This is a genomic window from Achromobacter xylosoxidans A8, from assembly GCF_000165835.1.
Lineage (GTDB): Bacteria > Pseudomonadota > Gammaproteobacteria > Burkholderiales > Burkholderiaceae_B > Achromobacter > Achromobacter xylosoxidans_B.
The window spans coordinates 2,168,306-2,187,520 of sequence record NC_014640.1 but is presented as its reverse complement, the minus strand read 5'-3'; the positions used below and the strand labels follow the sequence as shown (position 1 = coordinate 2,187,520).

Sequence of the window (19,215 nt, the reverse complement as noted above, 5' to 3'; positions counted from 1 at the left end):
TTAGATTTGTTGATAGGTCAGGTTGCCCTTGATCTCGGCAACATGGATGGCGCCGGCCAAGCGCGCGCTGAATTTCAGGTCACGCAGAATGCGGTTGGCCTTGTCGTTGGCGGGAATGTCCATCGACCGCGGCGCGGTGATCACGAAGCCCGGGATGCGGTTGCCGGCGCCGTCAATTTCGTCCGGAGCGATCAGGCCGCGCGCCTGGCCAAGCAGCAGCGCCTGCCGCAGGCCGTTGACGATGATCTGGATACCGTCGTCGGTAAACGGCACTTTGCCGTTGGCGTTGATCAGTTGCGTGGCGACGTTGATCTTCACCTGCTCGGCCAACCAGTCACGGCCGCGGATCACGTCGATCCACTCGCCCGCGGCCACCTTGCCGTTCTGCGTGATCGCGAAATTGCGCATCTGCTCGAACGTGTTGGCGTTCTTGGCGTGCGCCGCCAGCGCCTGGCCCTCGGCGAGGTTGTCATAGGTGATGCCGGACAGGCGGGTGTTCGCCCAGGTTTCGCCGCCGGGATAGTAGGTGAAGCGGTTCGCCATCACGGCCGCTTCCAGCGCTTCGCTGGCCGCCATGCCATGGAACCAGACGTGCGTGCGGAAGTACTGCTTCTGCTGGCACTTGGACGCGAGGTCCGTGTCAACCGCGGCATCGATGATGCCGGCCTGTGCGCTGGAGACCCCGAACAGGCAGCCATTGGATTCCACCCATTCCGCCGCATCCAGAATGTCCGCTTCCAGGCGGCTGGCCAGCGCCACGCCGTACCAGTCCGCATTCTCCCGACGGCAGGCACTGAGCGCCGCCGTGGGCGTCTCGGTGCTCGTCGGAATCGCGACCGACAAGTTGCCCTTGACGCTCACTGCCACTGCGGTTCCGGCCTCATCCGCCGTGATCGACACCTCGGCGGCGACTGCCGTAGCGGTGACCGGCGCGGCGCTCGCAGTGATCGCGGCGACCAGGCCGGCCGCAATGGTGGTGGGCGTGCTGTCAGCCAGGCCCGTAAACGTCGCGTCTGCAGACTGCACGCTGCCGTCGGCCGCGCGCCACTGCATGGTGATTTTATAGATGGCCGGGCTCGCGCGCGTGACTGTGACCCGCGAGGTGTCCACCAGGCGGCGGCCCACAAAGACGCGCTGTACGGTCGGGATCTGTTTGAAGGCATCCCGCACCGCGATGTAGAGCGGGTCGGCCTGGCTGATGCCCAGGTCCAGCAGCTCGGACGCTTCCGTCACCACCAGGGTGCGGTTGACGGCCACGGCATGGGCGCCAAGCACCAGCACATCGGAGAAATTCTGCTCCTTGATGGCGGTCGTATTCAGGGAGATCGCCACCTGGACGATCCGGTCGATATTTGCCATTTGCGGCTCCATAAGAAAAGCCGCCTGAAGGCGGCCGGATGGCGAAATGCAACTGCGCTACGGCTTGGCCGCGGCAGGAATAGAAAATGTTTTTTCCGGAAAGTCGACGACGCCACCCGTGGTGGTAAACCCGCCCTCAACAGCTTCGATCAATCCGACATGCGCCGCGAAGCTGCGGGCGTATCGAATGCCCAGTTCCATAACGCCGCGCTTCTCGTACCGCGCCGCGTCCCTCAGAACGGGTATGTTCTGCAGGCGCCCGATCTCGAAAAGAGCCAGGCCCAGGGCCTCCGCGCGTTCCTCATAGAGCGGGTGCCGCAACTTCAGGGCCAGGTCGTCCAGCTCGTCGTAGGCCGCGGCGCCGAAGCTCTGCAGCTCGACTGTCGCGTCGTCGTGCTGGTGCACGGACTGCGCGCCGTCGTCGTCGACGCGGCCAACCTCGGCACCGCTGATCTTCGCCCAGCGCACGGCCATGGCGATATAGGGCGTCATCGGCCGCTTGCCATTTTCGTTGGCAAAGATCACCGGCGTCGCGCCCGCCGCGGCCTCGATCAGCTCGAAAATGCGGTCTTCAGGTGCCATGGTGATCCCTATGATTCGTTGCGCATCGATGGGGCTATCGGCCATTCAGCGCTTGCGCGCGCGCCGACTCGATGCCGCTCTACCCGGTGGCCTGGAATGCCCAGCCGGGCCTGGGGAGTCCTCCCGGACGTTTTGCCCCGTCCGGCCCGGTCCAGGCTGCCGGATCCTTGGGCTACTGCATTTCATCGGCGGCAAGCAGCACCGCGAGATACCGAAAATGGGGAATCACACCTGACTGCCAGGGGGAAACGCCCACCAGCAGGTATTCCCCGACCAGCGGCCCGACGCCCCAGACCAGGCGATCGCCATTGGTCCAATCCTGCCCAGCGACGACCAGGTCGGCGCTGGTGTAGATCCGTACCGCCGCGCGGACACGGCGCCCTTCCGGGTGTACTTGCAACTGGTCGTAGTCGCCTGCCTTGGCGGGCTGGACGGACGCCTGGATCGTCTTGTCCGGGCCCGGCTCGCCATTGACCCAATGGCCGCGCTCACGATAGCCGGCAAGCCGCGTGCGAACCGTTTGCGGTCGTCGAAAGCTCATGGCCTACACCTTCTCGTAGCGAATGGCGCCCACCATCAGGCCATCGTCAATAAGCGGCACGTCGCTGCGCTTCTTCTTGACCGTGGCGGGCGCATTCGGCTCAGCCCATTTTTTGGACTGCTGCACGTGGGCCTTCTGGTGCTTTTCGGCGAAAGTGCCCAGCTGGTCCAGTGCGGCGTCCACCGGCATGTTTCCATCCTGGACCGCCGCAGCCATGCGATCCATGGCCTGGCCGAGCACGTCGCCGTTTTTCTCAGCGAAGTCCCGGACGAACGGCCGCGCCGGGATGTGCTCGGTGCCGAATTCGTTGTGTATGGCGATATCCAGCAGATCCGCGCCTGATTGCGGGTCCTTGCCCGCACCGGCCTGGATACCGACCTTGACGCCCCGGCCATTGATCGCCCTGGCCAAGCGCACATGCTCATCCAGCCCCTTGTCGATCGATTTAACATACACGCGGCGTACTCCTCACTGTGATGGCGCCAACACGGCAAACGCGCGCCAGACGCTCGTACTGCCCGTAGAAGCCCGCCGGATCGTCCGCGCCCTCCACCTTGCCGTAGATGCGCTGGAGATCACCCTCCTTCTCGCTGACCACGCCCGGCCGGGCCAGGACGCCGTCCGCCTCTGCCGACCGTTGCTGCTTGATACCGTAGAGCAGCCAAGCGGCATACCAGAGTTGGGCCTCGTCCTGCCTGTTCTCCGGCAAGCAGGCGGGCCGGTACCCGGCCGCCATGGCCAGCGCCCGCTCCTTGTCCGGAGTCGCCATGGAGGCCACCGCCGGCGCCAGGAAGTCCAGATCGTCGACAGTGGCCGCCATGTTTACTGCTCCGAGGTGCCGGCGCCGCTCTGGTCGGCGGGGCCGGCCTTCAGGGCTTCGTACAGCCCTTGCAGCTCGGCCTTGTTCGCCGCGGCGTCATACTGCGTGCCCTGCTCATCCAGCCAAGCCTTCAGCTCCTTGACCGTGGAAGGCTCCTTGACATCGCCCGAACCCTCGCCGGCGCCGCCGCGCTTCTTCGAAGCCTCGGTATCGACCGGAGCGTCCGTTTCGACCAGCAGACCGCGGTCGATCAGGTCCTTCACACCGCGGACCTCGGGATCCACCGCTGCCGCCTTCGTCGGCGCGATCACGGTGTGGCCGCCGATGTTGATGACGGCCTTGGTGGTGTTGATGAAATAGCGCATCAGATTTCCCCCTTCGCCAGGGACAGCGGGTAGTAAACGACCACCCCGCCGGCACGCGCCAGGCAGGGAACCACCAGTTCAAGGCCGCGCGCTTGCGCCGCCAGCTGGTTGAACGGCATGGGCAGCTCCATGGCGAGGTTTTCCTCGCTGTACTCGTAGGCCAGGATCAGATCCTTGCCACCGGCGCCGGCGCCCTTGAATTCGGCTGCGCCCATGATCTGCAGGCCCGGGTGCTTGTCCTGGAAGAACTGGCCCACCGTCTTGCCGTTGGCGTCGGGAACCCGGCGCGAGAAAATCTTGCTGCGCTGTTCGGTCGGCATGACTATGCGGGTCGGCGTGTGCACGTTCTTGGACTGGTTGACCACCGCGTCGTAGATCATGTCCAGGTCGGCCAGGATCTGATCGGCCGTCGTGGTCGGATTCAGCCAGTCGCCGTGCAGGCCCACCACCAGCGGCACGTTGGGGTGGTTCACCAGGCCGTACAAACCGAATTTCGTGTCGCCGATCAGCGCCATCTGGTTCAGCTTGATCTCGACGGCCTTGCGGGCCGCCATCGACTTGCGCGTGGGCAGGTCGGTACGGTTGGCCGCCGCCGCGCGCAGTTCCATCACACTGTAGCCGTAGGAGTCGCCGATGTTCTTGATCTGGGCGACCTTTTCCTCGCCCTTGACATCGGCGCGCGGCAGATTGTCGGCATAGTTCGCCACAATCGTTGCCATGCCGACTTCGTCGTACATGAAGTACGTGAAGGTTTCGGCCCACTCGGGCACCTCGGTGGAAATCGGCACCAGCTGCAGGCCGATCATCGGCTGCAGCTTCTTGTCATAGGTGCGCGTCTTGACGTAGTCCAGCTGGCGCGCGGTGTAGAGGCCTTCGTCCTCACGCATGCCGGCCAGCGCCACGACGATGGTTTTGACGGCCGGCAGGTCGGCCTCGTCGTAATGCTCGTGTTTGTCCATGGTGTTCCCAATGAAAAAGGCCCCATTCGGGGCCTTGGGTTGTTCTTGAGGGGTGCCGGGCGTCAGGGAGCCGCGGGAGCTACAGCGAACGGCGCGTGCAGTTCGATGAGGGCGATCTTGCCGCCGGCCACGTCGACCACGCCGGAGCGGAAAACGGCATTCGGCACCGCCGTGGCGCCGGCGTCCGACACCGTGCCGTCAGCCGCGCACTTCACCGGGCCGTCCTTGGTGACGGCGCCGCCGCTGGTGACCTTCGCCCAGCCCCGGCGCACGCGCAGCACGCTGACAGCGTCGAACTCGCGATAGCCACCATCCCGGGGAATAGTGTGGGTATGCAGCGCCAGGCCGCGGATGCGCGAACCCGGGCCGGCGACGATGCGCTCGCCCGTGGTGTCGCCCACGATCACGCCCGGCGAGATGTTGCCGGCGGCGGCGCAGGTCTCGACGTCGTCGTAGCCCAGGTCCGCCTTCATGCCGGCGTAGGCAACGTCCATGCGGTCGTCATAAACGGGGGGCATTATTCGCCTCCTTTCTTCAGGTTCGAGAGATAGGCACCACGCGCTGCGCGTGCCGACGTGGGCTGCTGGATGCCATCCGCCCGCTGTTGGCCGTTGGGCGGCTTCTGATCGCCGCCCAGCTCGCGGCGCTGGTTCGCGACGGCATCCTGGCGGGCCTGGGCGTCGGTGACGGCCAGGTCAAAGGCCGCTTCCACATAGCCATCCGACTTGCCCGTCATGTCGAAGGAATCGCCGCGGATGGCCTTGATCACACCCTCGCGCAGCGCGCGGTCGGCGGTGTCAGCCTTGAAATCCACCTTGTGCTGGGTGGCGGAGGCTTCCAGTTTCACGCGTGCCAAGGCGGCGCCCTGCGCATCCTCGCGTGCCTTGGCGATACCCGCCTCAGCCGCATCGGCGCGCGCCTTTTCGCTGTCCGCCCGCGCGGATTCGGCATCCACCTTGGTGGTGGCCGCCTTCAGCTCGGTGCGCAGGCGGTTCAACTCCTGCTCGACTTCCGGCGCGGCGTCATACGACAGGCCGGAATCGAGGCGGATCTTGACCATGGTCATGTCAGTTTCCTCTTCGGTTTTCGTTACGGCGTCTGCCGCGTCAAGGTTGAGCCGCGCGTTGCCGGCGCGACCACGTTTCACCACCGCCAGGTGGTTGTATCGGATGTTTCGCTGGACGGCGTCGTACCGCTCGCCCTCAGGTGAGACGCCCGGCGTTTCATCCAGCTCGAGCTCGTAGCCCAACGACAATTCCTTGTTGCCGGCGTCGACGGGGCCGGTGTCGAAGATGTGAATGTCTCCGACCATGTCCTGGCCATCCTGGCGCCCAGCGGACAGCGCGGTACCGACCATGTGCTGGCGCACGTTCTTGGCCGTGACCTTTCCGGGGTGGCCGTCCGTGATCGGCTTGCCCCGCAGGCTGTTCATGGAATCGGCGCTGAATACTTCTTCCGGGGGCCGGTACTCGCGCCGGGCCTTCCCCGCGCCGTCCCTGTACTCGAAAACGCCCGTGCGGGTCAGCACCGGCGTGTCGACGAGGTAGCCCTCGTCCGTCCGGGTGGCCTTCAACGGCGCCCGGTCATATCGCATAACCATGGTTCTATCCTCAGTGGACTATCAGAGCGTCCAGGTCATCGAGCGCCGGCAGGACAGCCTCGGCCCAGCACCGGCAACGGATCGGCTTACCGGGGTGGCCGTCGGCCGGAGGGCTATCCCATTCGAACTCCTGCCCCTCGCGCGCGACGTGTTCGTCGCGCTCGCGCTCATCCATCACGCCGCGCCATCTGTACTTCTTGACGCCGATGTTGGTTTGCCGGTACTCGGTCAGGTCGCCGTTCAGCTTGCCGATCTGGTCGCGGGCGATCAGCTCGGCGCGTTTGCGCGGCAGGTCGTAGGTTTCCCGGATCTGCGTCGTCATGTCGCGCAGGGACGCGCCCTGGCGCACTGCAGCCACCACGCGCCCGTGGAGCATGTCCAGGTACTGCTCCGGGATCGACTTGATCAGGCCGACATTTTCGGCCTCCCAGGGGCGCAGCATCCTGGCCAGGCCGGGCTCGGCCTTGAACACGTCGACGCCGTAGGCCCGGCGCAGCATGCGGTGATACTGCTCCCGGTTGTACCTCTCCACCCGCTGGGCCACCATCGCGGCCAGCCCCTGGGCCTTCCCGTCTTCCACCGCGGCGGCACCTAAGGCTTCCATGAACGCCCGGCGCAGCGATTCGAACCAGCCTTCGTCGCCGGCGGGTGTGTTACGCAGGTCATCCTGGCGCAGCACGCGCGGCAGCTCGGGAAGCACATAGCGCTCGACCGCCAGAATGGCCGCCTCCGCCTGCCTGCGCAGCGCGCGCAGATAGTCGCGCTCGTCGCCCAGGGGATACCGCCATTGCTTAGGTGGCCGCGGCGTACGACTTCGCCGACTGGCCGTTGGCGTCGGGGGTGAGGCCATAGAGCCCCTCCTGTTTCATGTACTCGAATGCCTGGTCCTGGCTGAGGCCGTTGTCCACCGCCGCGCTGAGCGCATCCATTTCGCGGGCCTGGGCTTCGGCGTTGGCCTTTCTGACCTCGGCACTTTCCTTTGCCGTGGCAGGCTTGAGTGCCGGCCAGGTGATGGACCACGCTTCCCCCTGCGCCTCGCCGCCGGCGGCCAAGGTGCGTTGCGCCCGGATCAGCGACACCAGGCGCTCCAGCGCGGGATTGACCTTCACCTCGCGACCCATGGCCACGGTGTTGTAAAGGGCTTCCAGATCACCGTCGCCGGTGGCGTTCAGCCCGGCAGCCGACCGCCCGAAAAGCTGGGTCACGGGGATCCCGGTTTCCGCGGCGAGCGCAATCTGGAACTCCGCCAGGGTGTCCTTGACGCCGCCCATGTCGGAACTGAGGATCTGATAGTCGTCCCCGGCATCCACAGCCACGCCGTTGAGCGCGTTGCGGACCGAGTCGGTCATTTCCACGCGTTCGCGAACTGCCCGCTCCTGCCCGGCGACGATCGCGTCGACCAAGCCTGTCATCTTGTGCACGGCCTGCTGCTTCTTCTCCAACAGGCGTAGCGCCCAGCGTAGGCCATCGCTATACCGGCGAATAGCACTATAGGCTCGCGTCACGGCAGGACGCCCGGCCCAAGGAATACCCTTTCGGTTCAGCTTCGCCGGCAACGGATCACCAGGGATCTCGATCAGCCTGCTTTCATGTACGAAGAATTCGGCCGATACGGCGCCAGGCGTCTGTGTCCGCACACGATAGAGCTCCGGTATCCCGAAATTTGCCTCGTTCGGATCCGAATAGCGCTTGTCCGTGGCCGACACGTCGTCCAGCGTGAACACCTTCAGCTCCTCCAGACGCTCCAAACCATCGAGATTCAGGGGCTCGCGCAGCGCGCGCCCATCCTTTGCGATCACGACAACCGCACCGCCGCCTGTCAACCTGGCCCAGCGCCAGGCATCAGCGAGGGCCGGCAGCACCTTCAGGCGATCAAGCTCAGCCCGCACTCGATCGTCGCCCGTGATGTCCACGCCCCGAGACACGGCGATGTCCGGAATCGCGTCCACCACGCGCGCCGGTAGGCCGCCCTGGGCGTACATCGCCATGTCGTCCTGGGCGCAAACGTCGTCGATGCCCGCGCCGAGCATTCCCGGGCCCAGCAGTGCGCTTAGGTAGCCGTCTTGGTTGATCATTTGCTTGCCAGCGCCATAAAGCGCCCTAGGTTGCTGCCCGCCGTCGCGAGCATATCGTTGATGGCGTCGACCATCGGGTCGACCTGGTCGTCGTGCGCGTGCGTGTCATCCGCCGTAAAGGCCTCGCACTCGGCCACGAAGTCGGCCACCCAGGGGGCCTCCTCCGGGAGACAGACAAGGCCGGCCTCCAGGTAGCTCTGCACGTCCATGAGCCGGGTCAACTTGTCCCGATCGCGCTCCACGCCCTTGACGGGGATCTTGCCGTCGGTACCAATGTCCTGGATGAGGCCGGTACCGCTGGACTTGTCCTCGATGAGGAGCTGGCGCAGCGGCGCCGACAGCTTCGGGTTGAACGGCTTGTTCTTGATCCAGAAGTCCACGGCGCGCCGTTTGAGTTCCGGCGCCTGCCATTTCCCGCGCAACAGGTCCAGCAGGTAGATCTTGCCGTCGTCGCCCAGGCCCCAGCATTCGAAGACGCTGTAGTCATTGCGCTCGGCGGTCTTCTGGGCGGTATCCGCAAACACCTTGCGCGAAACGATCCGCGGCGGCACGACGTAGCGCCCGAACCAGGCGCCCTGGATCAGGTCGCCGCCCAGCGGTGCCGGACGCTGCTGGTACTGCGCCGAGAAGACGTAGCGACTGATGCGCCCGCCTTCCTTGTCTGCGCCCGCGCCCGCCTCCATGGCGAGCAGCTCCGCCAGCGGCTCTTTGTAGGGCCAGTAGCTAAACCGCCCCTTTTCGTCGCGGTCGCTGCTGTCGACCTTCGCCTGCAGCTCGGCCGGCAAGCCGGCCACATACGCGTCGTCGATCAGCGCCGGGATGACGACCTGTTCCCAGTCCGGGCCGAGGTTGCCGGCCTCAATGAAACCGGTGACGTCCTCCTGCGCCAGGCGCTGCATGATCACGATGATCGGCGTGTCGGGGTTCGCCCGACGGCTTTTCACCGTTGCGATCAGATCGCGGTTCGCCTTGGCCCGGCGCGGCTTGCTGTAGGCATCGCCGACCTTGAGCGGGTCGTCGATGACGATGGCGCCCTGCCAGCCTTCGGCCATGTGACCGGCGCGAAAGCCGGTAATCTGGCCGCCAAGGGACACCGCGTAGACGCCGCCAGCCTTCCGACCGTTGACCTCGATGTTCCAGCGCTTCTTGCTCTTCGCGTCTGCGGCCACTTTCAGCGGCCACAGTTCCTGGAACTCCTCCGATTGGACCAGCTCCTTGGCGGTCTGCGAGTTCAGCAGCGCCAGATCGTCGGAGTAGCTGATGTGCAGGAACCGGGCGCGCGGATTCAGCGCCAGGCCGCGCGCCATCAGGTTGATGGCGACCAGCTCAGTCTTCGACGAGCCCGGCGGCACGTTGATGACCAGGTTCTTGATGCGGCCGTCGATGACGGCCTGCACCTTCTCGGCGATCAGCTCATGGTGCCAGTTGACCCGGAACTTGATTGCCTGGCGGTGCTTGAAAAAGTACCGGCTGAAGAACAGGTGGTCCTGCTCGCACATGGCTTTCGCCGTGGCGCGCAGGACTGCGGGGTCAATAGTCGCCGTTGAGCTTGGCGACGGCGGCGGCGACATGTCTTTCATCAGCCACCACCGTCTTCTGTTCTATCGGGCCGCCGCCGGCGCCCGTGTGCTCCCGTCTGTTCGTGAACGCGCCGCCCACCTCTTTGGCGGCCTGCTCCAGCACGCCGGCCGCGCCGACGACATTGCCCCGGCTGATATGCCGTTCGTAGATCTTGCCCAGCGCACGTAGCCGGAAAGCCTGGTCGGCGATCGGGATCTCGGCGACCTCCTCCCGGAAGCGCTTGCGCGTGGCTTCGAACAGGTCCGCCCACTTCCTGGCCAGCTTCTGGCCTGCCACCTTGGTCGGGTCGTACTGCGCGACCTGCATGCGGGGCACGTCCAGCCCGAATTCATCCTTGATGGCTTCAGCGACCTGGCTCGGGGTGTCCCAGCAGGCCAAAGCCTGGACGATGAAGCGCTTGTGGGCCTCACCCAACTTCGCCATTCCGCAGAGCCTCCAATTTCAAGGTAAAACTGCAATCTCGCGACAAATCCACCATGGACAATAAGAATGGCCACATTTTCGGAACGTCGAGGCCTAGTGCCGGTACAAGACGCTTTCCAACGGAACAGCGTGGATACCCCGCTAAGAACTCGATTGTGGAATTTTCTTGCATCAACGGTCTTCGCATATCACCATCCCGAAGAGTGCCTTGACGGCATATGCGGAGACATATGGATTTTTCTGTTGAATCAGGATAGGGACACACTCCCTCCTTTCTTCCTTGCGTCAACTTGGCCGTCAGACGGCTATCGAGTGATGAAAGCGCACTTCTTCTCGTGCCCCTGGAATGAGGTGTACGACATTCTTGAATTCATATACGTGTCCGGACGAGGCCTAGACCGAGACGTCGGGCATCGAAAAACCATCAACGTCATTCTCGAAAGACACCAGTCAGCCTATCGGCTCATCGGCGATCAGGTCGGAGAAATCACGCAGGGCGAGGAGATCGCCGCAATTGAAAACGCATTATTGGTAGCGTCCAACCCCGTCAAACAACACTTGGACGAAGCACTGAAAAAACTGTCCGACCGGGAGCAGCCTGACTTCAGGAACTCCATCAAAGAATCCGTATCGGCGGTTGAAGCGGCTTGTCGTGAGGTGACGGGCAACCCAAAGGCAACGCTCCAAGACGCGCTAAAGAAAATGGATAGCCTTCACCCGGCGCTTAACGAGGGCTTCAGGAAACTCTACGCTTACGCGGGCGATGAGTCTGGAATTCGTCACGCGCTGACCGAAGAGGGGGAACGCTGCTCCTATGGCGAAGCCAAATTCATGCTCGTCGCATGCGCCGCGTTCGTTTCATACCTTAAGGAAGCGACCGCTTAAGCATCTGATCGCCCCTCATGCGGCCTTGAAACAGCATCCGCAAGCCCGGGCTATGTTCAACCGCGGAACGGCCGGCGCAGCACCGGCGGCCGAGGCCAGGCGCAGCACTTCGCTGCTGGCCCCGTAGCGCGCCACCACGCCGATGAATTCCTCGACGTCATGCCCAACGATGCGCAGCTTCGGCCGCCCCTCCTTGTCGAAGGCCGGCGCGCCGAACTCGTCGGTACGCTGCCCCAGGTGATACAGCTCATGCTCGACCAGCGCGCAAAATTCCGCGTCGCTACAGGTGACGCAGTAGTCCGCCGCCAGGGTGATCAGGAAGGCGGGCACGCCGCCGAACCACTCGATCATCTGTTGCTCCTGGCGGGCTTTCTGCCAGCCGCCGGCGCGGAACATGACCTGTTCGGCCTGGCCCAGCACAGTGCGGCCGGCCTTCTCGAAGGCCGCCGGCGCCCACAGGAATGCCAGGTCTGCATCCACCAGGTGGGCGTGGTCCGGATTGTGAAGCGGGCTGCCCGAAGCCAGGATGGTCTCCTCGACCCAGGCCAGCAGATCGGGGGCAGGCAGGAAGCGATCCAACTGCTCGGGCGGCGCCGGCCGAATGATCTCCGGTCGCTTCGCCATGATGTGCTCCTAGAACAGCCCCGCCGGAGCCGCCTCAATGTCCCAGCTGAAGATCAGGATCTCGCCCCGCTCTACGCCCCGGCCGCCGCCAACGGTGTAGCGCAGTTCCGTGGCCTCGATGTGAAAGCCATCGAACGCCCGCCGAATGTCGGGGTGGTCGTTCAGGCTGACGATTGCGCGGCCCTGCAGCTGGCGCATGCGTGCCGCCATGTCCTCGTACTGTTCGAAGCCGAAGCCCACGCCATAGCCCTCGGTCTCCCAGTAGGGCGGATCCATGTAGAACAGCGTGTGCGGCCGGTCGTACATCTCCAGGCACTTCTGCCACGGCAGGTGCTCGATGTAGGCGCCGGCAAGGCGCAGGTGCGCGGCTGACAGATTCTCCTCGAGGCGCAGCAGGTTCAGGCCCGGAGGCGCCGTCGTCGCGGTGCCGAAAGTCTGCCCGTCCACCTTGCCGCCGAAGGCGTTCTGCTGGAGGTAGAAGAACCGGGCCGCGCGCTGGATATCAGTCAGCGTCTCCGGCCTGGTGATCTGCAGCCACTTGAATACGTCGCGGCTGGTCAGCGCCCATTTGAATTGGCGAACGAACTCCTCCAGGTGGTGCTGCACCACGCGGTACAGGTTCACCAGCTCGCCGTTCACGTCGTTCAGCACTTCGACCTTGGCCGGCGTCGGCCGCAGAAAGAAGAGCGCCGCCCCGCCCGCGAAGGGCTCAACGTAGCAGTCGTGGGCCGGGAAAAAGGGAAAAATGCGATCGGCCAGGCGGCGCTTGCCGCCCAGCCAGGGAATGATTGGGGATGCCATGTTTGCGTGAGGATGTGTTACCGTTGCCCCCGCCTGTACAGGTGGGACGGCCTCGGGTCGCTCACGGCTTACTCCGTGGGTCGGCTGTCGGTCGTGCAGTTACAGCTGCTCGGCCGTCGCCGTCTTCTTTGGTTTGATTGGACTCGCCATGTCGCCACGAACAGCGGTTTTCGCCTTCTGCCTTGCCGTTGTTCCGATCGCGGCATCGGCTAATTCCGACTCCCTACAAGCCGCCTCGGCAGGGCGCGCTACCTGGGCGGCGTTTGAGTGCCACGCCTTAGCAACCGTTGTTGGTGATTCGGCGGCGGGGGAACGCTTGTTTCTTCACGGCATGACTCAGGGGCGACAGTTTCTGAAAGACATGCAAGCGGGACGCATAGATTCGAGCGACATCAGCTCAGAGGTTCCTATGGGCGTCCTCGACGCGCTGAGCGGTCCGAGCAGCGACTTCATTCTCGGCCGCATTTTCGAGAGCGCGACTCAGGCGGCTCTTCATGACTTCAAAGCTGTCAGTTTGGACAAGTACATGGATGAACGGCGGGCCTTCGCGCAAGCCAAGTTCACCCAATCAAACTGCCGCCTGATCGGCCGATAGCCAAAAATGCAAACGCCCCGGTTTCTGGCCGGGGCGTTTCATCAGGTCGTACTTGCTACGAGTCTGGGTGAATTCTGCTCATCTTGTCCCACATTGTCAAGCGCGGTGGGAGTGGCGCCGCCCTCCAAGTCCACCACGATGTCAGCATCACGCATCTGCACGTCCAGCCGCTTCAGCGCCGCCCGGCGCGCGCCCTCCACCAGCACCCTATACGCGGATGAGAGCCGACCGATGTTGGACTTCGGCAGGTCGAAGCGATCTGAGAGGTCACGGATTCGCGGCCGACCGCGCAAGATGTTGGTGACCAGCAGGTCCACCAGCTCGCGCATGGCGCTGACGGCCGGCGCCTCCGGGTTCAACCACTCCGACACACGCCGCGCGCTGGCGGCCCCATCCTCGCCCGTGCCGTACTGCGCTTGCAGGATGTGAAAGCCGATGCCATCGCCCAGCGTTCGCTCCAGCACCTTGACCGTGAAGACGGCCTGCGCGTGCCAGTCATGCGGCGACAGGCCCGACAAGGGCTTGCGCTCGTACTCCACGTCGAACAGATCCTGCAGGGCCTCGCAGATCAGCTGCGTCGGGTTCTTCGGCTCGATCGGATAGGCCAGCATCAGGTAGGCCACGGCGATCGCATGCTCGGGGCATGAAAAGGTTCCGGCTTCACGAGACATGCTTTTTCACTCCTTGGGCGGGTTCCAGATGATCGAGGTAGGTGACCGTCACGATGACGCCGGGCACCGCCCCGTAGACCTTGGATTTGCTGTCCTGCACGACCTGGACGTCGTCGCGGTACACCACGCCGTTCAGGCCGTCCTTGATGGCCTTTTCGACGTTGTCGGCGTCGGGTTTTACGGTGGGCGCAATCTCGCCCGCCGCAGCGCGGCGCTGGCGCACGCCGGGCCAGGACTGCGGAATCGGCAGCACGATGGCCAGGTCCAGCCGTATTGGCCCGGTATAGGCCTCGCGTCCAGCCATGGCCTTTGCTGCTGCCAGCTTGACCAGGCTTTCGTACGCCGCGGTCTCCTCGGGTGTGTAGTGGCGCGTAAACACGCGCGCCGCACCGGTCTTGGGATCCCGGCCAATGCGCGAGCTGGACTTCGCGCGGCCCTTCCCCCTGGGCACGCCGGGCACAGTGAAAACGATGGGTTCCAACATCATGCTCCCTCGCTGCGCTGGTCGCGCAGCCATTCGATACGCGCGGCGGTCTTTTCCGCCGGCGCAGGTTGGTATTCCGGGCACTGCCGGGGATAGGACGGGCTGACGAAGGTGCCGGGGCGATCAGCCATGCCGGAGCAGCGCCCCAGGCCCAGCTCGGCGTACCTCGGGGACTCGCGCAGCGTGAAGCGCTTGCAGGCGACGCATTGGACGGTGGCGGTCATACGCGCACCCCGTAGTCCGCGAAGAGCCGCGCGCGGTCGGCGTCGGTCAGGCCCGCTGCGGTGTGCACGCGGACCTTGAACACCGGGTCAAGCTCGCCCTGCTGCTGCACGATGCCGAGGTCGGCGCCCTGTGCGACCAGGCCGGACCAGGTCAACGCCCAGGCGGCCGGATCCTGGCGCGTCTCGGCGCGTGCGACAGCGCTGGTCACCCCTGGCTTCACCCGCACCTCGGGCAGGATGGCGTCGAGTAGCCCCACGTTGACGGGGGCCTGGTCGTTCGCCTTCACGCGCCGCTTTACCGCCTTGGTGTGGGCGGCCTGCAGCTCGGCGTTGGTAACGCCGGCATCAGCCCAGGCGAGCAGCAACGGATCACCTGGGTGGAACGCGCCGGCTTTGCCACGTTCCCGCTCCCAGCGGTCCAGCAGCTGCGCGAAGTGCGCAGCAGTGGATTCGACACCAGCGGCGGGCGGCGGCGGGAAGTTGTCCACAGGGTCGCGTACCTGCGCGAGAGACGCCGCTGCCGCTATATCTTTTTTATATCCTTCTCCCTGTCCCTCTCCCTTAAGAGCGTTTTCCGGAGGATTTCCAGAGGATTGCTTTTGAGTCTTCCGAGCCTTTCCGCTGGAAGCGTCTTTGCTTTCCGTCGGAAAAAGTTCACTTTCCAGCGGAAAGCCGGCAGCAATCCAGTCCTCAAGCGACGGAACAATCCAGGGTGGAAGCTGCTGCTGTTCGCGCTGCTTGTTGGCTTTCCGGACGCGATCCACCAGCTTGTCGTGGGCGTGCTTATGCTTTGCCTGCCACGCGTCGCGGGCCTTCTCAGCGACCACCGGGTGGTACAGGCGCCCGTCGTCGCACTTCACCCAGCCATACAGCGCCCCCTCGCGGTGCTTGCGCCATTCGGCCACGACGCGGCCATAGCCGGCCAGCGCGGCCAGGGCCTTGTCGTCGTCGGGCAGACTCGCCGCCGGCACCTGGTGCCAAGCCGCGCACCAGAGCAGAACCGCTGCGCGGAACTCTTCAGCGCACACCTGGATGGCCAGGTCGCTGTCGCGCAGGCGCGCCACGTCCAGGGGCATGAAGGCGAAGTCGCGCAGGTCACAATCTGGCGGGGTCAGAGGCGCCAGCAACTGTTCGAAATCTGTCATGCAGCCTCCCGTTGCTCCAGACGCGCGTAGGCATCCCACATGCGCAGGCTGGCCAGGCGCGCGATATCAATCGCCGCAGCCGGACTGATTGGCGCCGCGTCGCGGTTCGGCGTAGCACGGCGCACGCAGTCCACGCGCATGGCTTGGCCGACTGAGCGCGGGTAGCCGTCGCGGTCCAGCAACAAGACACCACTCTGGCTGCTCGGAAGCGCCGCGAGCAGATCCGGGCACCAGATCTCCTTCGGCAGCGCGTAATAGTGCTTCCAGACTTTGCGCGGCCAGTCCTTGGGCGTGCTCTTGTATCGGGACTTGCGGTGGCGGCGCACCTCGGCCAGGTCGTTCGACAGTTTGCTGTGGCGCAGCTCCGTCACGGTGGGCCAGTAGCCGAGGTGCTCGCGGTGCCACCACTTTTCCTTCTTGGCGTCGGCCTTCAGATCTGAACGACTGATCTTGATTTCGACGTCGATGATGCGCAGGTTCTCTGTCACCACCAGCAGGTCGCATTCGTGGCCGGTCCAGTTGCAGTTCGGTACGACGACAAGATACTTCCGGTTGAACGTCTGCCGCACCAACGCGCGGGCGATGGAGTTCTCGGACCAGGTCATGCAGCCCCCTCAGCCGCGGTAATATGGCGCGGCACTACAGCGGAGAACTCATGAAAATTCAGAAGCTGGCCAGATACTTCGTCATTGGACTTGCGCTCGCGCTTGCGGGTTTCGTTGGCGCAGTCGGGGCGTTGACGCTCATTTTTTCCCCGGCCACGGGCGCCTATGCCCCCGTGAGCAGCTCCGACGCTGCGTCTTGGATTCAGGCCGTTGGATCTATCATCGCCATCGTTGCGTCTTATTGGCTTGGGGAACGACAGGCAAGCAAGGCGCGTGATCATGCTCTTGAAATCTTCCATCTCCAGAGAACCAGGTCGGAGGAAGGCAGCCAAGCTGTCGTAGTTCAGCTCCACAAGGAGATCTTCACACTCAAGCAGGCAGCCGATGGGCATGAATACGTCGACTTCATCCGGATATGGAAAAAGTACCTGGCACCAACCTTCACCGCGACGCTTGCCGCATTCGACAATTTGCCGCATCACGAGCTTGGTAGCACCCGCCGGGTAATGCTGGCGTTTGAAATGCGATCGCAGGTGCAGCATGTTGTTAGGGCAATTGATGAAATGACGGGCATACCCATGGCACCAGGCGCTAACGAGAACTCCGACGGAGCCCGTCGGCGCATCGAGCCGATCCGCTCCATCGCTGATGACGCTTTGCAACGACAAACCGAGCTGCGCAATGAGTTCTACGGAACTTCCATCGCGGACGCTAGGCATGACGCTCCCCTCGGTGCACAGCGGGCGCCATAACAATTGACCGCGCCCAGATACTCGACGCGGGCAGGTAGGTTCGATTCCGAAATGCCATGCCCTATCCCCCCAACCTGTGCCGCGTCACGCCCGCCGACACTTCCTTGAGGCCAGTAGCGGTCGCGGTGGTTTCCGCCGGCGCTTGCCCCTCCGGCAGTAGGAACCTGGGCGGAGCTGTCTGGCCGGTCTGCCGCATGAAGTCCACCTCGACCTTTGCTGAATTAATGATGGTCTGAGCGACCTCCGACACGGCCTTCGCACGATCGATATCCATCGGCTGCGTGGGGTCGCGCAAGGCTGCGAGAGTCGCAAACAGGTGATCACGCAGCGCGTCGATGTTTGCCATTTATCTTCCTTTTCAGCGCGCCCTGCAGCTGGATCACTTCGACCAGCTCGGGCGGCAAGTTATGGACGGAGTTGCGCAGCATCACTTCGCGTTTGGTGCGCAGCTCCAGGTTGTTGAGGGAAACGTTCGCCTTGTTGCCGTCCTTGAAGGCCAGCGCATGGGTCTTGGGGATAGGGCCGTGCACGCGTTCCCATTCGTAGCGGTGGACGTAAACCCAAGTCTTGGGCTCGGCGACCTTGCGTTTCAGGTAGCCGTCCCGGTCTTTGACCTCCGTACCGAGCGGCACATGGTTGTGGGGCATGGCGCCAGCCTTGAACCTTGTGGCAAGCCCCCCCATCGATAAGCCCTTCCTTCCCTTGTTCCAAGGCTGGTGGCCCCTCGGAAACTGGAAGGCGGCGCCAACGTGATCGCCCCGGTGAAGCCGGCAAGCCGCCTCGCTGGCCAGGTACGCCGCGGACTTCAGCAGGGCGAGCCTCCTCGCCTGCTGGTAGACCTGCGTCAGAGGCCGCCCCAGCGCCTGGGCAAGTACGAAAGTGGGCGCATCCGGGTAGAACTTGCGCAACACCGCGCGCTCAATTTCTGTCCACGGGCGGCGCACTTGGCCAGAACCACCTTTCATGACGGATCCGCCTCTTTGGCGGGCACATCAATGCCGGCCTGCGCCATCTGCCCCTCGACCGCCGCGCGCACATTGCGGGCGGCCACAATGGACTCCGACAGCTCACGGTGCGCGTTCACCATCTGCTCCGGCGTGGCGTTCGCGTCCAGCAACGCCACGGCGGCGGCCGCCGCCTCGGTTTGCTCGCGCATGAGGTTCGTCACCTGCCCCTGGGCCAGCCCTTCGCCGGCTTCGAGCGCCAGCGTGCGCACGGCCAGGCCCAGCGGCCGCAGCACGTCGTCCACGCAATGCCGGCGCCGGTCGTGCGGCATGGCCGCCAGGATCGACGGGATGAAGTTGGCCGGCAGCAGGTTCGAGTCCTTGGACTCGTCGTCCAGCCAACGAAACACGCGGTCTGCGTTCACCTTCAGGCGCCCGAAGGTGTCCTGGGTGTTCGGCTCGAAGCGAATTCCGGTGCTGGCGGGGCCGTTCAGTCGCTCGTGAGCCGCGACGATGTGCTCTGCCATCGTCTCGCGGGACCAGTCCAGGGACTTGCGCCATGCCGAGGTGTGCTCCCGCAAAATGGCGATCAGGGTTTTGTGCGATTCATGTCGCATGCGTCAGGTACTCCGGGCAGTTACATTTCCGCCACAGCAACAGAAGCCGGGGGAAAGGAAATGGATTGGCGGGGAAAAGATGAAGCGGCGCAGGCGACGTTTGCGCTGCTGAAATTGGCAAAGGAGATCGCTGACAACGTCTTCGGCGAGGCAGACCAAGCCACCGTGCGCGCCGTGTTCGACCGGCTGTGCATGGAGACGGACGACCGCGCGGACGGGGAACCTCCGCCGGCGGCGTCGGTAAGCCTGCATTAGCCGTGGGTCCCGTCAGCAACACGTGCGCCCTGGCCCGCCTCAGCGGGCGGCGCCGCGCCGCCCCCGCAGACGGGGGACGGCTGAACCGGGAATCGCTCCGGGTAGATGATCTCGATCTCGCTGACCGTGCCCTCCAACACCCGCGCCAGCTTTTCGGCCAGGCCCTTCGAGGGGACCTGAATTCCGCGCTCGATGCGGCTGAGGTTCCCGGGGTCCATTTCCGCGGCCGTGGCCAGTTGTTGGATGGTGAGCTGGCGCTGCTCTCGCGCCCGGCGCAAAGGAGTGGTCATAGAAGGTCGCTCTTAAAA

General features: G+C 64.5%; 28 protein-coding genes. 4 read left to right on the top strand and 24 right to left on the bottom strand.

The annotated features are described in order from the left end of the window. From AXYL_RS10300 to AXYL_RS10240, 13 genes are all read right to left on the bottom strand, one after another. Positions 1-1,359, bottom strand: a complete 1,359-nt coding sequence (locus tag AXYL_RS10300) for a DUF3383 family protein (protein WP_013392734.1) — start codon at positions 1,357-1,359, stop codon at positions 1-3. 57 nt (positions 1,360-1,416) lie between these two features. Continuing rightward, positions 1,417-1,941 carry an LIC_12616 family protein gene (locus tag AXYL_RS10295; protein ID WP_013392733.1) on the bottom strand — a complete coding sequence of 175 codons (525 nt, stop codon included), beginning with the start codon at positions 1,939-1,941 and terminating at the stop codon, positions 1,417-1,419. 172 nt (positions 1,942-2,113) lie between these two features. Continuing rightward, positions 2,114-2,482 (bottom strand): hypothetical protein, encoded by a 369-nt coding sequence (locus tag AXYL_RS10290; RefSeq protein ID WP_013392732.1) that lies wholly within the window; start codon positions 2,480-2,482, stop codon positions 2,114-2,116. Between the two features lie 3 nt (positions 2,483-2,485). After that, positions 2,486-2,938, bottom strand: coding sequence for a hypothetical protein (locus AXYL_RS10285; RefSeq protein WP_013392731.1), 453 nt, complete (start codon positions 2,936-2,938; stop codon positions 2,486-2,488). After that, positions 2,928-3,302, bottom strand: a complete 375-nt coding sequence (locus tag AXYL_RS10280) for a DUF4054 domain-containing protein (RefSeq protein ID WP_013392730.1) — start codon at positions 3,300-3,302, stop codon at positions 2,928-2,930. The genes AXYL_RS10285 and AXYL_RS10280 overlap by 11 nt, the downstream gene beginning before the upstream one ends. A gap of 2 nt (positions 3,303-3,304) precedes the next feature. Next, the gene (locus AXYL_RS10275) at positions 3,305-3,667 is read right to left on the bottom strand and encodes a hypothetical protein (RefSeq protein ID WP_013392729.1); all 363 of its coding nucleotides are present in this window, start codon (positions 3,665-3,667) and stop codon (positions 3,305-3,307) included. Beyond that, complete coding sequence (locus AXYL_RS10270; protein ID WP_013392728.1) at positions 3,667-4,626, bottom strand: DUF2184 domain-containing protein; 960 nt, start codon at positions 4,624-4,626, stop codon at positions 3,667-3,669. The genes AXYL_RS10275 and AXYL_RS10270 overlap by 1 nt, the downstream gene beginning before the upstream one ends. Positions 4,627-4,688: 62 nt before the next feature. Beyond that, on the bottom strand, positions 4,689-5,144 hold the full coding sequence (locus AXYL_RS10265) for a hypothetical protein (RefSeq protein WP_013392727.1): 456 nt from the start codon (positions 5,142-5,144) through the stop codon (positions 4,689-4,691). Next, complete coding sequence (locus AXYL_RS10260) at positions 5,144-6,226, bottom strand: DUF2213 domain-containing protein (protein ID WP_013392726.1); 1,083 nt, start codon at positions 6,224-6,226, stop codon at positions 5,144-5,146. The genes AXYL_RS10265 and AXYL_RS10260 overlap by 1 nt, the downstream gene beginning before the upstream one ends. Positions 6,227-6,236: 10 nt before the next feature. Further along, positions 6,237-7,076, bottom strand: a complete 840-nt coding sequence (locus AXYL_RS10255; protein WP_013392725.1) for a phage minor head protein — start codon at positions 7,074-7,076, stop codon at positions 6,237-6,239. Further along, entirely contained in the window at positions 7,018-8,301 is a 1,284-nt protein-coding gene (locus AXYL_RS10250; RefSeq protein WP_013392724.1) for a DUF1073 domain-containing protein, read from the bottom strand. Before AXYL_RS10250 ends, AXYL_RS10255 begins: the two co-directional genes overlap by 59 nt. Continuing rightward, positions 8,298-9,881: a phage terminase large subunit gene (terL, locus tag AXYL_RS10245; RefSeq protein ID WP_041653146.1), complete on the bottom strand. Its 1,584-nt coding sequence runs from the start codon at positions 9,879-9,881 to the stop codon at positions 8,298-8,300. The genes AXYL_RS10250 and terL overlap by 4 nt, the downstream gene beginning before the upstream one ends. Further along, on the bottom strand, positions 9,832-10,305 hold the full coding sequence (locus AXYL_RS10240; protein WP_013392722.1) for a DUF2280 domain-containing protein: 474 nt from the start codon (positions 10,303-10,305) through the stop codon (positions 9,832-9,834). Before AXYL_RS10240 ends, terL begins: the two co-directional genes overlap by 50 nt. A gap of 66 nt (positions 10,306-10,371) precedes the next feature. Here AXYL_RS10240 and AXYL_RS10235 point away from each other — a divergent pair, with 66 nt between their 5' ends. Beyond that, a complete protein-coding gene (locus tag AXYL_RS10235; protein WP_013392721.1) occupies positions 10,372-11,190 on the top strand; it encodes an AbiJ-NTD4 domain-containing protein in 819 nt (272 codons plus the stop codon). 15 nt (positions 11,191-11,205) lie between these two features. Here the strand turns inward: AXYL_RS10235 and AXYL_RS10230 are convergent, their stop codons facing one another. Both AXYL_RS10230 and AXYL_RS10225 read right to left on the bottom strand, forming a co-directional pair. Then, complete coding sequence (locus AXYL_RS10230) at positions 11,206-11,814, bottom strand: putative metallopeptidase (RefSeq protein WP_013392720.1); 609 nt, start codon at positions 11,812-11,814, stop codon at positions 11,206-11,208. A 9-nt stretch (positions 11,815-11,823) separates the two neighbouring features. Then, positions 11,824-12,615 carry a DNA adenine methylase gene (locus AXYL_RS10225; protein WP_013392719.1) on the bottom strand — a complete coding sequence of 264 codons (792 nt, stop codon included), beginning with the start codon at positions 12,613-12,615 and terminating at the stop codon, positions 11,824-11,826. Between the two features lie 148 nt (positions 12,616-12,763). On the opposite strand from AXYL_RS10225, the gene AXYL_RS34845 reads away from it, so the two are divergent. Next, positions 12,764-13,210 (top strand): hypothetical protein, encoded by a 447-nt coding sequence (locus AXYL_RS34845; protein WP_148260597.1) that lies wholly within the window; start codon positions 12,764-12,766, stop codon positions 13,208-13,210. 41 nt (positions 13,211-13,251) lie between these two features. Here AXYL_RS34845 and AXYL_RS10215 read toward each other — a convergent pair whose 3' ends face one another. From AXYL_RS10215 to AXYL_RS10195, 5 genes are read right to left on the bottom strand one after another with little or no spacing between them, the layout of a single operon-like run. Beyond that, positions 13,252-13,881, bottom strand: a complete 630-nt coding sequence (locus AXYL_RS10215) for a hypothetical protein (RefSeq protein WP_013392717.1) — start codon at positions 13,879-13,881, stop codon at positions 13,252-13,254. Continuing rightward, on the bottom strand, positions 13,871-14,368 hold the full coding sequence (locus AXYL_RS10210; RefSeq protein ID WP_041653128.1) for a RusA family crossover junction endodeoxyribonuclease: 498 nt from the start codon (positions 14,366-14,368) through the stop codon (positions 13,871-13,873). The genes AXYL_RS10215 and AXYL_RS10210 overlap by 11 nt, the downstream gene beginning before the upstream one ends. Next, positions 14,365-14,589 (bottom strand): hypothetical protein, encoded by a 225-nt coding sequence (locus tag AXYL_RS10205; RefSeq protein ID WP_013392715.1) that lies wholly within the window; start codon positions 14,587-14,589, stop codon positions 14,365-14,367. Before AXYL_RS10205 ends, AXYL_RS10210 begins: the two co-directional genes overlap by 4 nt. After that, positions 14,586-15,734, bottom strand: a complete 1,149-nt coding sequence (locus AXYL_RS10200; RefSeq protein WP_013392714.1) for a DUF1376 domain-containing protein — start codon at positions 15,732-15,734, stop codon at positions 14,586-14,588. The genes AXYL_RS10205 and AXYL_RS10200 overlap by 4 nt, the downstream gene beginning before the upstream one ends. Then, complete coding sequence (locus AXYL_RS10195; RefSeq protein WP_013392713.1) at positions 15,731-16,339, bottom strand: hypothetical protein; 609 nt, start codon at positions 16,337-16,339, stop codon at positions 15,731-15,733. Before AXYL_RS10195 ends, AXYL_RS10200 begins: the two co-directional genes overlap by 4 nt. Positions 16,340-16,389: 50 nt before the next feature. Between AXYL_RS10195 and AXYL_RS10190 the strand changes: the two genes are divergently transcribed. Further along, positions 16,390-17,091, top strand: a complete 702-nt coding sequence (locus AXYL_RS10190; RefSeq protein WP_041653119.1) for a hypothetical protein — start codon at positions 16,390-16,392, stop codon at positions 17,089-17,091. 61 nt (positions 17,092-17,152) lie between these two features. Here AXYL_RS10190 and AXYL_RS10185 read toward each other — a convergent pair whose 3' ends face one another. Genes AXYL_RS10185 through AXYL_RS10175 form a run of 3 tightly spaced genes read right to left on the bottom strand, consistent with a single transcriptional unit; the run spans position 17,153 to position 18,652 of the window. Then, entirely contained in the window at positions 17,153-17,437 is a 285-nt protein-coding gene (locus AXYL_RS10185) for a hypothetical protein (protein ID WP_013392711.1), read from the bottom strand. Further along, complete coding sequence (locus AXYL_RS10180; RefSeq protein ID WP_013392710.1) at positions 17,412-18,056, bottom strand: HNH endonuclease signature motif containing protein; 645 nt, start codon at positions 18,054-18,056, stop codon at positions 17,412-17,414. The genes AXYL_RS10185 and AXYL_RS10180 overlap by 26 nt, the downstream gene beginning before the upstream one ends. Then, positions 18,053-18,652, bottom strand: a complete 600-nt coding sequence (locus tag AXYL_RS10175) for a hypothetical protein (protein WP_013392709.1) — start codon at positions 18,650-18,652, stop codon at positions 18,053-18,055. The genes AXYL_RS10180 and AXYL_RS10175 overlap by 4 nt, the downstream gene beginning before the upstream one ends. Here AXYL_RS10175 and AXYL_RS10170 point away from each other — a divergent pair. Further along, complete coding sequence (locus AXYL_RS10170) at positions 18,644-18,907, top strand: hypothetical protein (protein ID WP_237709992.1); 264 nt, start codon at positions 18,644-18,646, stop codon at positions 18,905-18,907. The two genes, AXYL_RS10175 and AXYL_RS10170, sit on opposite strands and share 9 nt — an antisense overlap. Here AXYL_RS10170 and AXYL_RS10165 read toward each other — a convergent pair. After that, complete coding sequence (locus AXYL_RS10165; RefSeq protein ID WP_013392707.1) at positions 18,904-19,197, bottom strand: helix-turn-helix domain-containing protein; 294 nt, start codon at positions 19,195-19,197, stop codon at positions 18,904-18,906. The two genes, AXYL_RS10170 and AXYL_RS10165, sit on opposite strands and share 4 nt — an antisense overlap. Positions 19,198-19,215 lie beyond the last annotated feature (18 nt).

Excerpts from the sequence above, each read along its gene's own strand:
- AXYL_RS10300 (WP_013392734.1), bottom strand. The coding sequence starts at position 1,359 with ATGGCAAATATCGACCGGATCGTCCAGGTGGCGATCTCCCTGAATACG.
- AXYL_RS10295 (WP_013392733.1), bottom strand. The coding sequence starts at position 1,941 with ATGGCACCTGAAGACCGCATTTTCGAGCTGATCGAGGCCGCGGCGGGC.
- AXYL_RS10290 (WP_013392732.1), bottom strand. The coding sequence starts at position 2,482 with ATGAGCTTTCGACGACCGCAAACGGTTCGCACGCGGCTTGCCGGCTAT.
- AXYL_RS10280 (WP_013392730.1), bottom strand. The coding sequence starts at position 3,302 with ATGGCGGCCACTGTCGACGATCTGGACTTCCTGGCGCCGGCGGTGGCC.
- AXYL_RS10275 (WP_013392729.1), bottom strand. The coding sequence starts at position 3,667 with ATGCGCTATTTCATCAACACCACCAAGGCCGTCATCAACATCGGCGGC.
- AXYL_RS10270 (WP_013392728.1), bottom strand. The coding sequence starts at position 4,626 with ATGGACAAACACGAGCATTACGACGAGGCCGACCTGCCGGCCGTCAAA.
- AXYL_RS10265 (WP_013392727.1), bottom strand. The coding sequence starts at position 5,144 with ATGCCCCCCGTTTATGACGACCGCATGGACGTTGCCTACGCCGGCATG.
- AXYL_RS10260 (WP_013392726.1), bottom strand. The coding sequence starts at position 6,226 with ATGGTTATGCGATATGACCGGGCGCCGTTGAAGGCCACCCGGACGGAC.
- AXYL_RS10255 (WP_013392725.1), bottom strand. The coding sequence starts at position 7,076 with ATGGCCTCACCCCCGACGCCAACGGCCAGTCGGCGAAGTCGTACGCCG.
- AXYL_RS10250 (WP_013392724.1), bottom strand. The coding sequence starts at position 8,301 with ATGATCAACCAAGACGGCTACCTAAGCGCACTGCTGGGCCCGGGAATG.
- terL (WP_041653146.1), bottom strand. The coding sequence starts at position 9,881 with ATGAAAGACATGTCGCCGCCGCCGTCGCCAAGCTCAACGGCGACTATT.
- AXYL_RS10240 (WP_013392722.1), bottom strand. The coding sequence starts at position 10,305 with ATGGCGAAGTTGGGTGAGGCCCACAAGCGCTTCATCGTCCAGGCTTTG.
- AXYL_RS10235 (WP_013392721.1), top strand. The coding sequence starts at position 10,372 with ATGGCCACATTTTCGGAACGTCGAGGCCTAGTGCCGGTACAAGACGCT.
- AXYL_RS10230 (WP_013392720.1), bottom strand. The coding sequence starts at position 11,814 with ATGGCGAAGCGACCGGAGATCATTCGGCCGGCGCCGCCCGAGCAGTTG.
- AXYL_RS10225 (WP_013392719.1), bottom strand. The coding sequence starts at position 12,615 with ATGGCATCCCCAATCATTCCCTGGCTGGGCGGCAAGCGCCGCCTGGCC.
- AXYL_RS34845 (WP_148260597.1), top strand. The coding sequence starts at position 12,764 with ATGTCGCCACGAACAGCGGTTTTCGCCTTCTGCCTTGCCGTTGTTCCG.
- AXYL_RS10215 (WP_013392717.1), bottom strand. The coding sequence starts at position 13,881 with ATGTCTCGTGAAGCCGGAACCTTTTCATGCCCCGAGCATGCGATCGCC.
- AXYL_RS10210 (WP_041653128.1), bottom strand. The coding sequence starts at position 14,368 with ATGATGTTGGAACCCATCGTTTTCACTGTGCCCGGCGTGCCCAGGGGG.
- AXYL_RS10205 (WP_013392715.1), bottom strand. The coding sequence starts at position 14,589 with ATGACCGCCACCGTCCAATGCGTCGCCTGCAAGCGCTTCACGCTGCGC.
- AXYL_RS10200 (WP_013392714.1), bottom strand. The coding sequence starts at position 15,734 with ATGACAGATTTCGAACAGTTGCTGGCGCCTCTGACCCCGCCAGATTGT.
- AXYL_RS10195 (WP_013392713.1), bottom strand. The coding sequence starts at position 16,339 with ATGACCTGGTCCGAGAACTCCATCGCCCGCGCGTTGGTGCGGCAGACG.
- AXYL_RS10190 (WP_041653119.1), top strand. The coding sequence starts at position 16,390 with ATGAAAATTCAGAAGCTGGCCAGATACTTCGTCATTGGACTTGCGCTC.
- AXYL_RS10185 (WP_013392711.1), bottom strand. The coding sequence starts at position 17,437 with ATGGCAAACATCGACGCGCTGCGTGATCACCTGTTTGCGACTCTCGCA.
- AXYL_RS10180 (WP_013392710.1), bottom strand. The coding sequence starts at position 18,056 with ATGAAAGGTGGTTCTGGCCAAGTGCGCCGCCCGTGGACAGAAATTGAG.
- AXYL_RS10170 (WP_237709992.1), top strand. The coding sequence starts at position 18,644 with ATGTCGCATGCGTCAGGTACTCCGGGCAGTTACATTTCCGCCACAGCA.
- AXYL_RS10175 (WP_013392709.1), bottom strand. The coding sequence starts at position 18,652 with ATGCGACATGAATCGCACAAAACCCTGATCGCCATTTTGCGGGAGCAC.
- AXYL_RS10165 (WP_013392707.1), bottom strand. The coding sequence starts at position 19,197 with ATGACCACTCCTTTGCGCCGGGCGCGAGAGCAGCGCCAGCTCACCATC.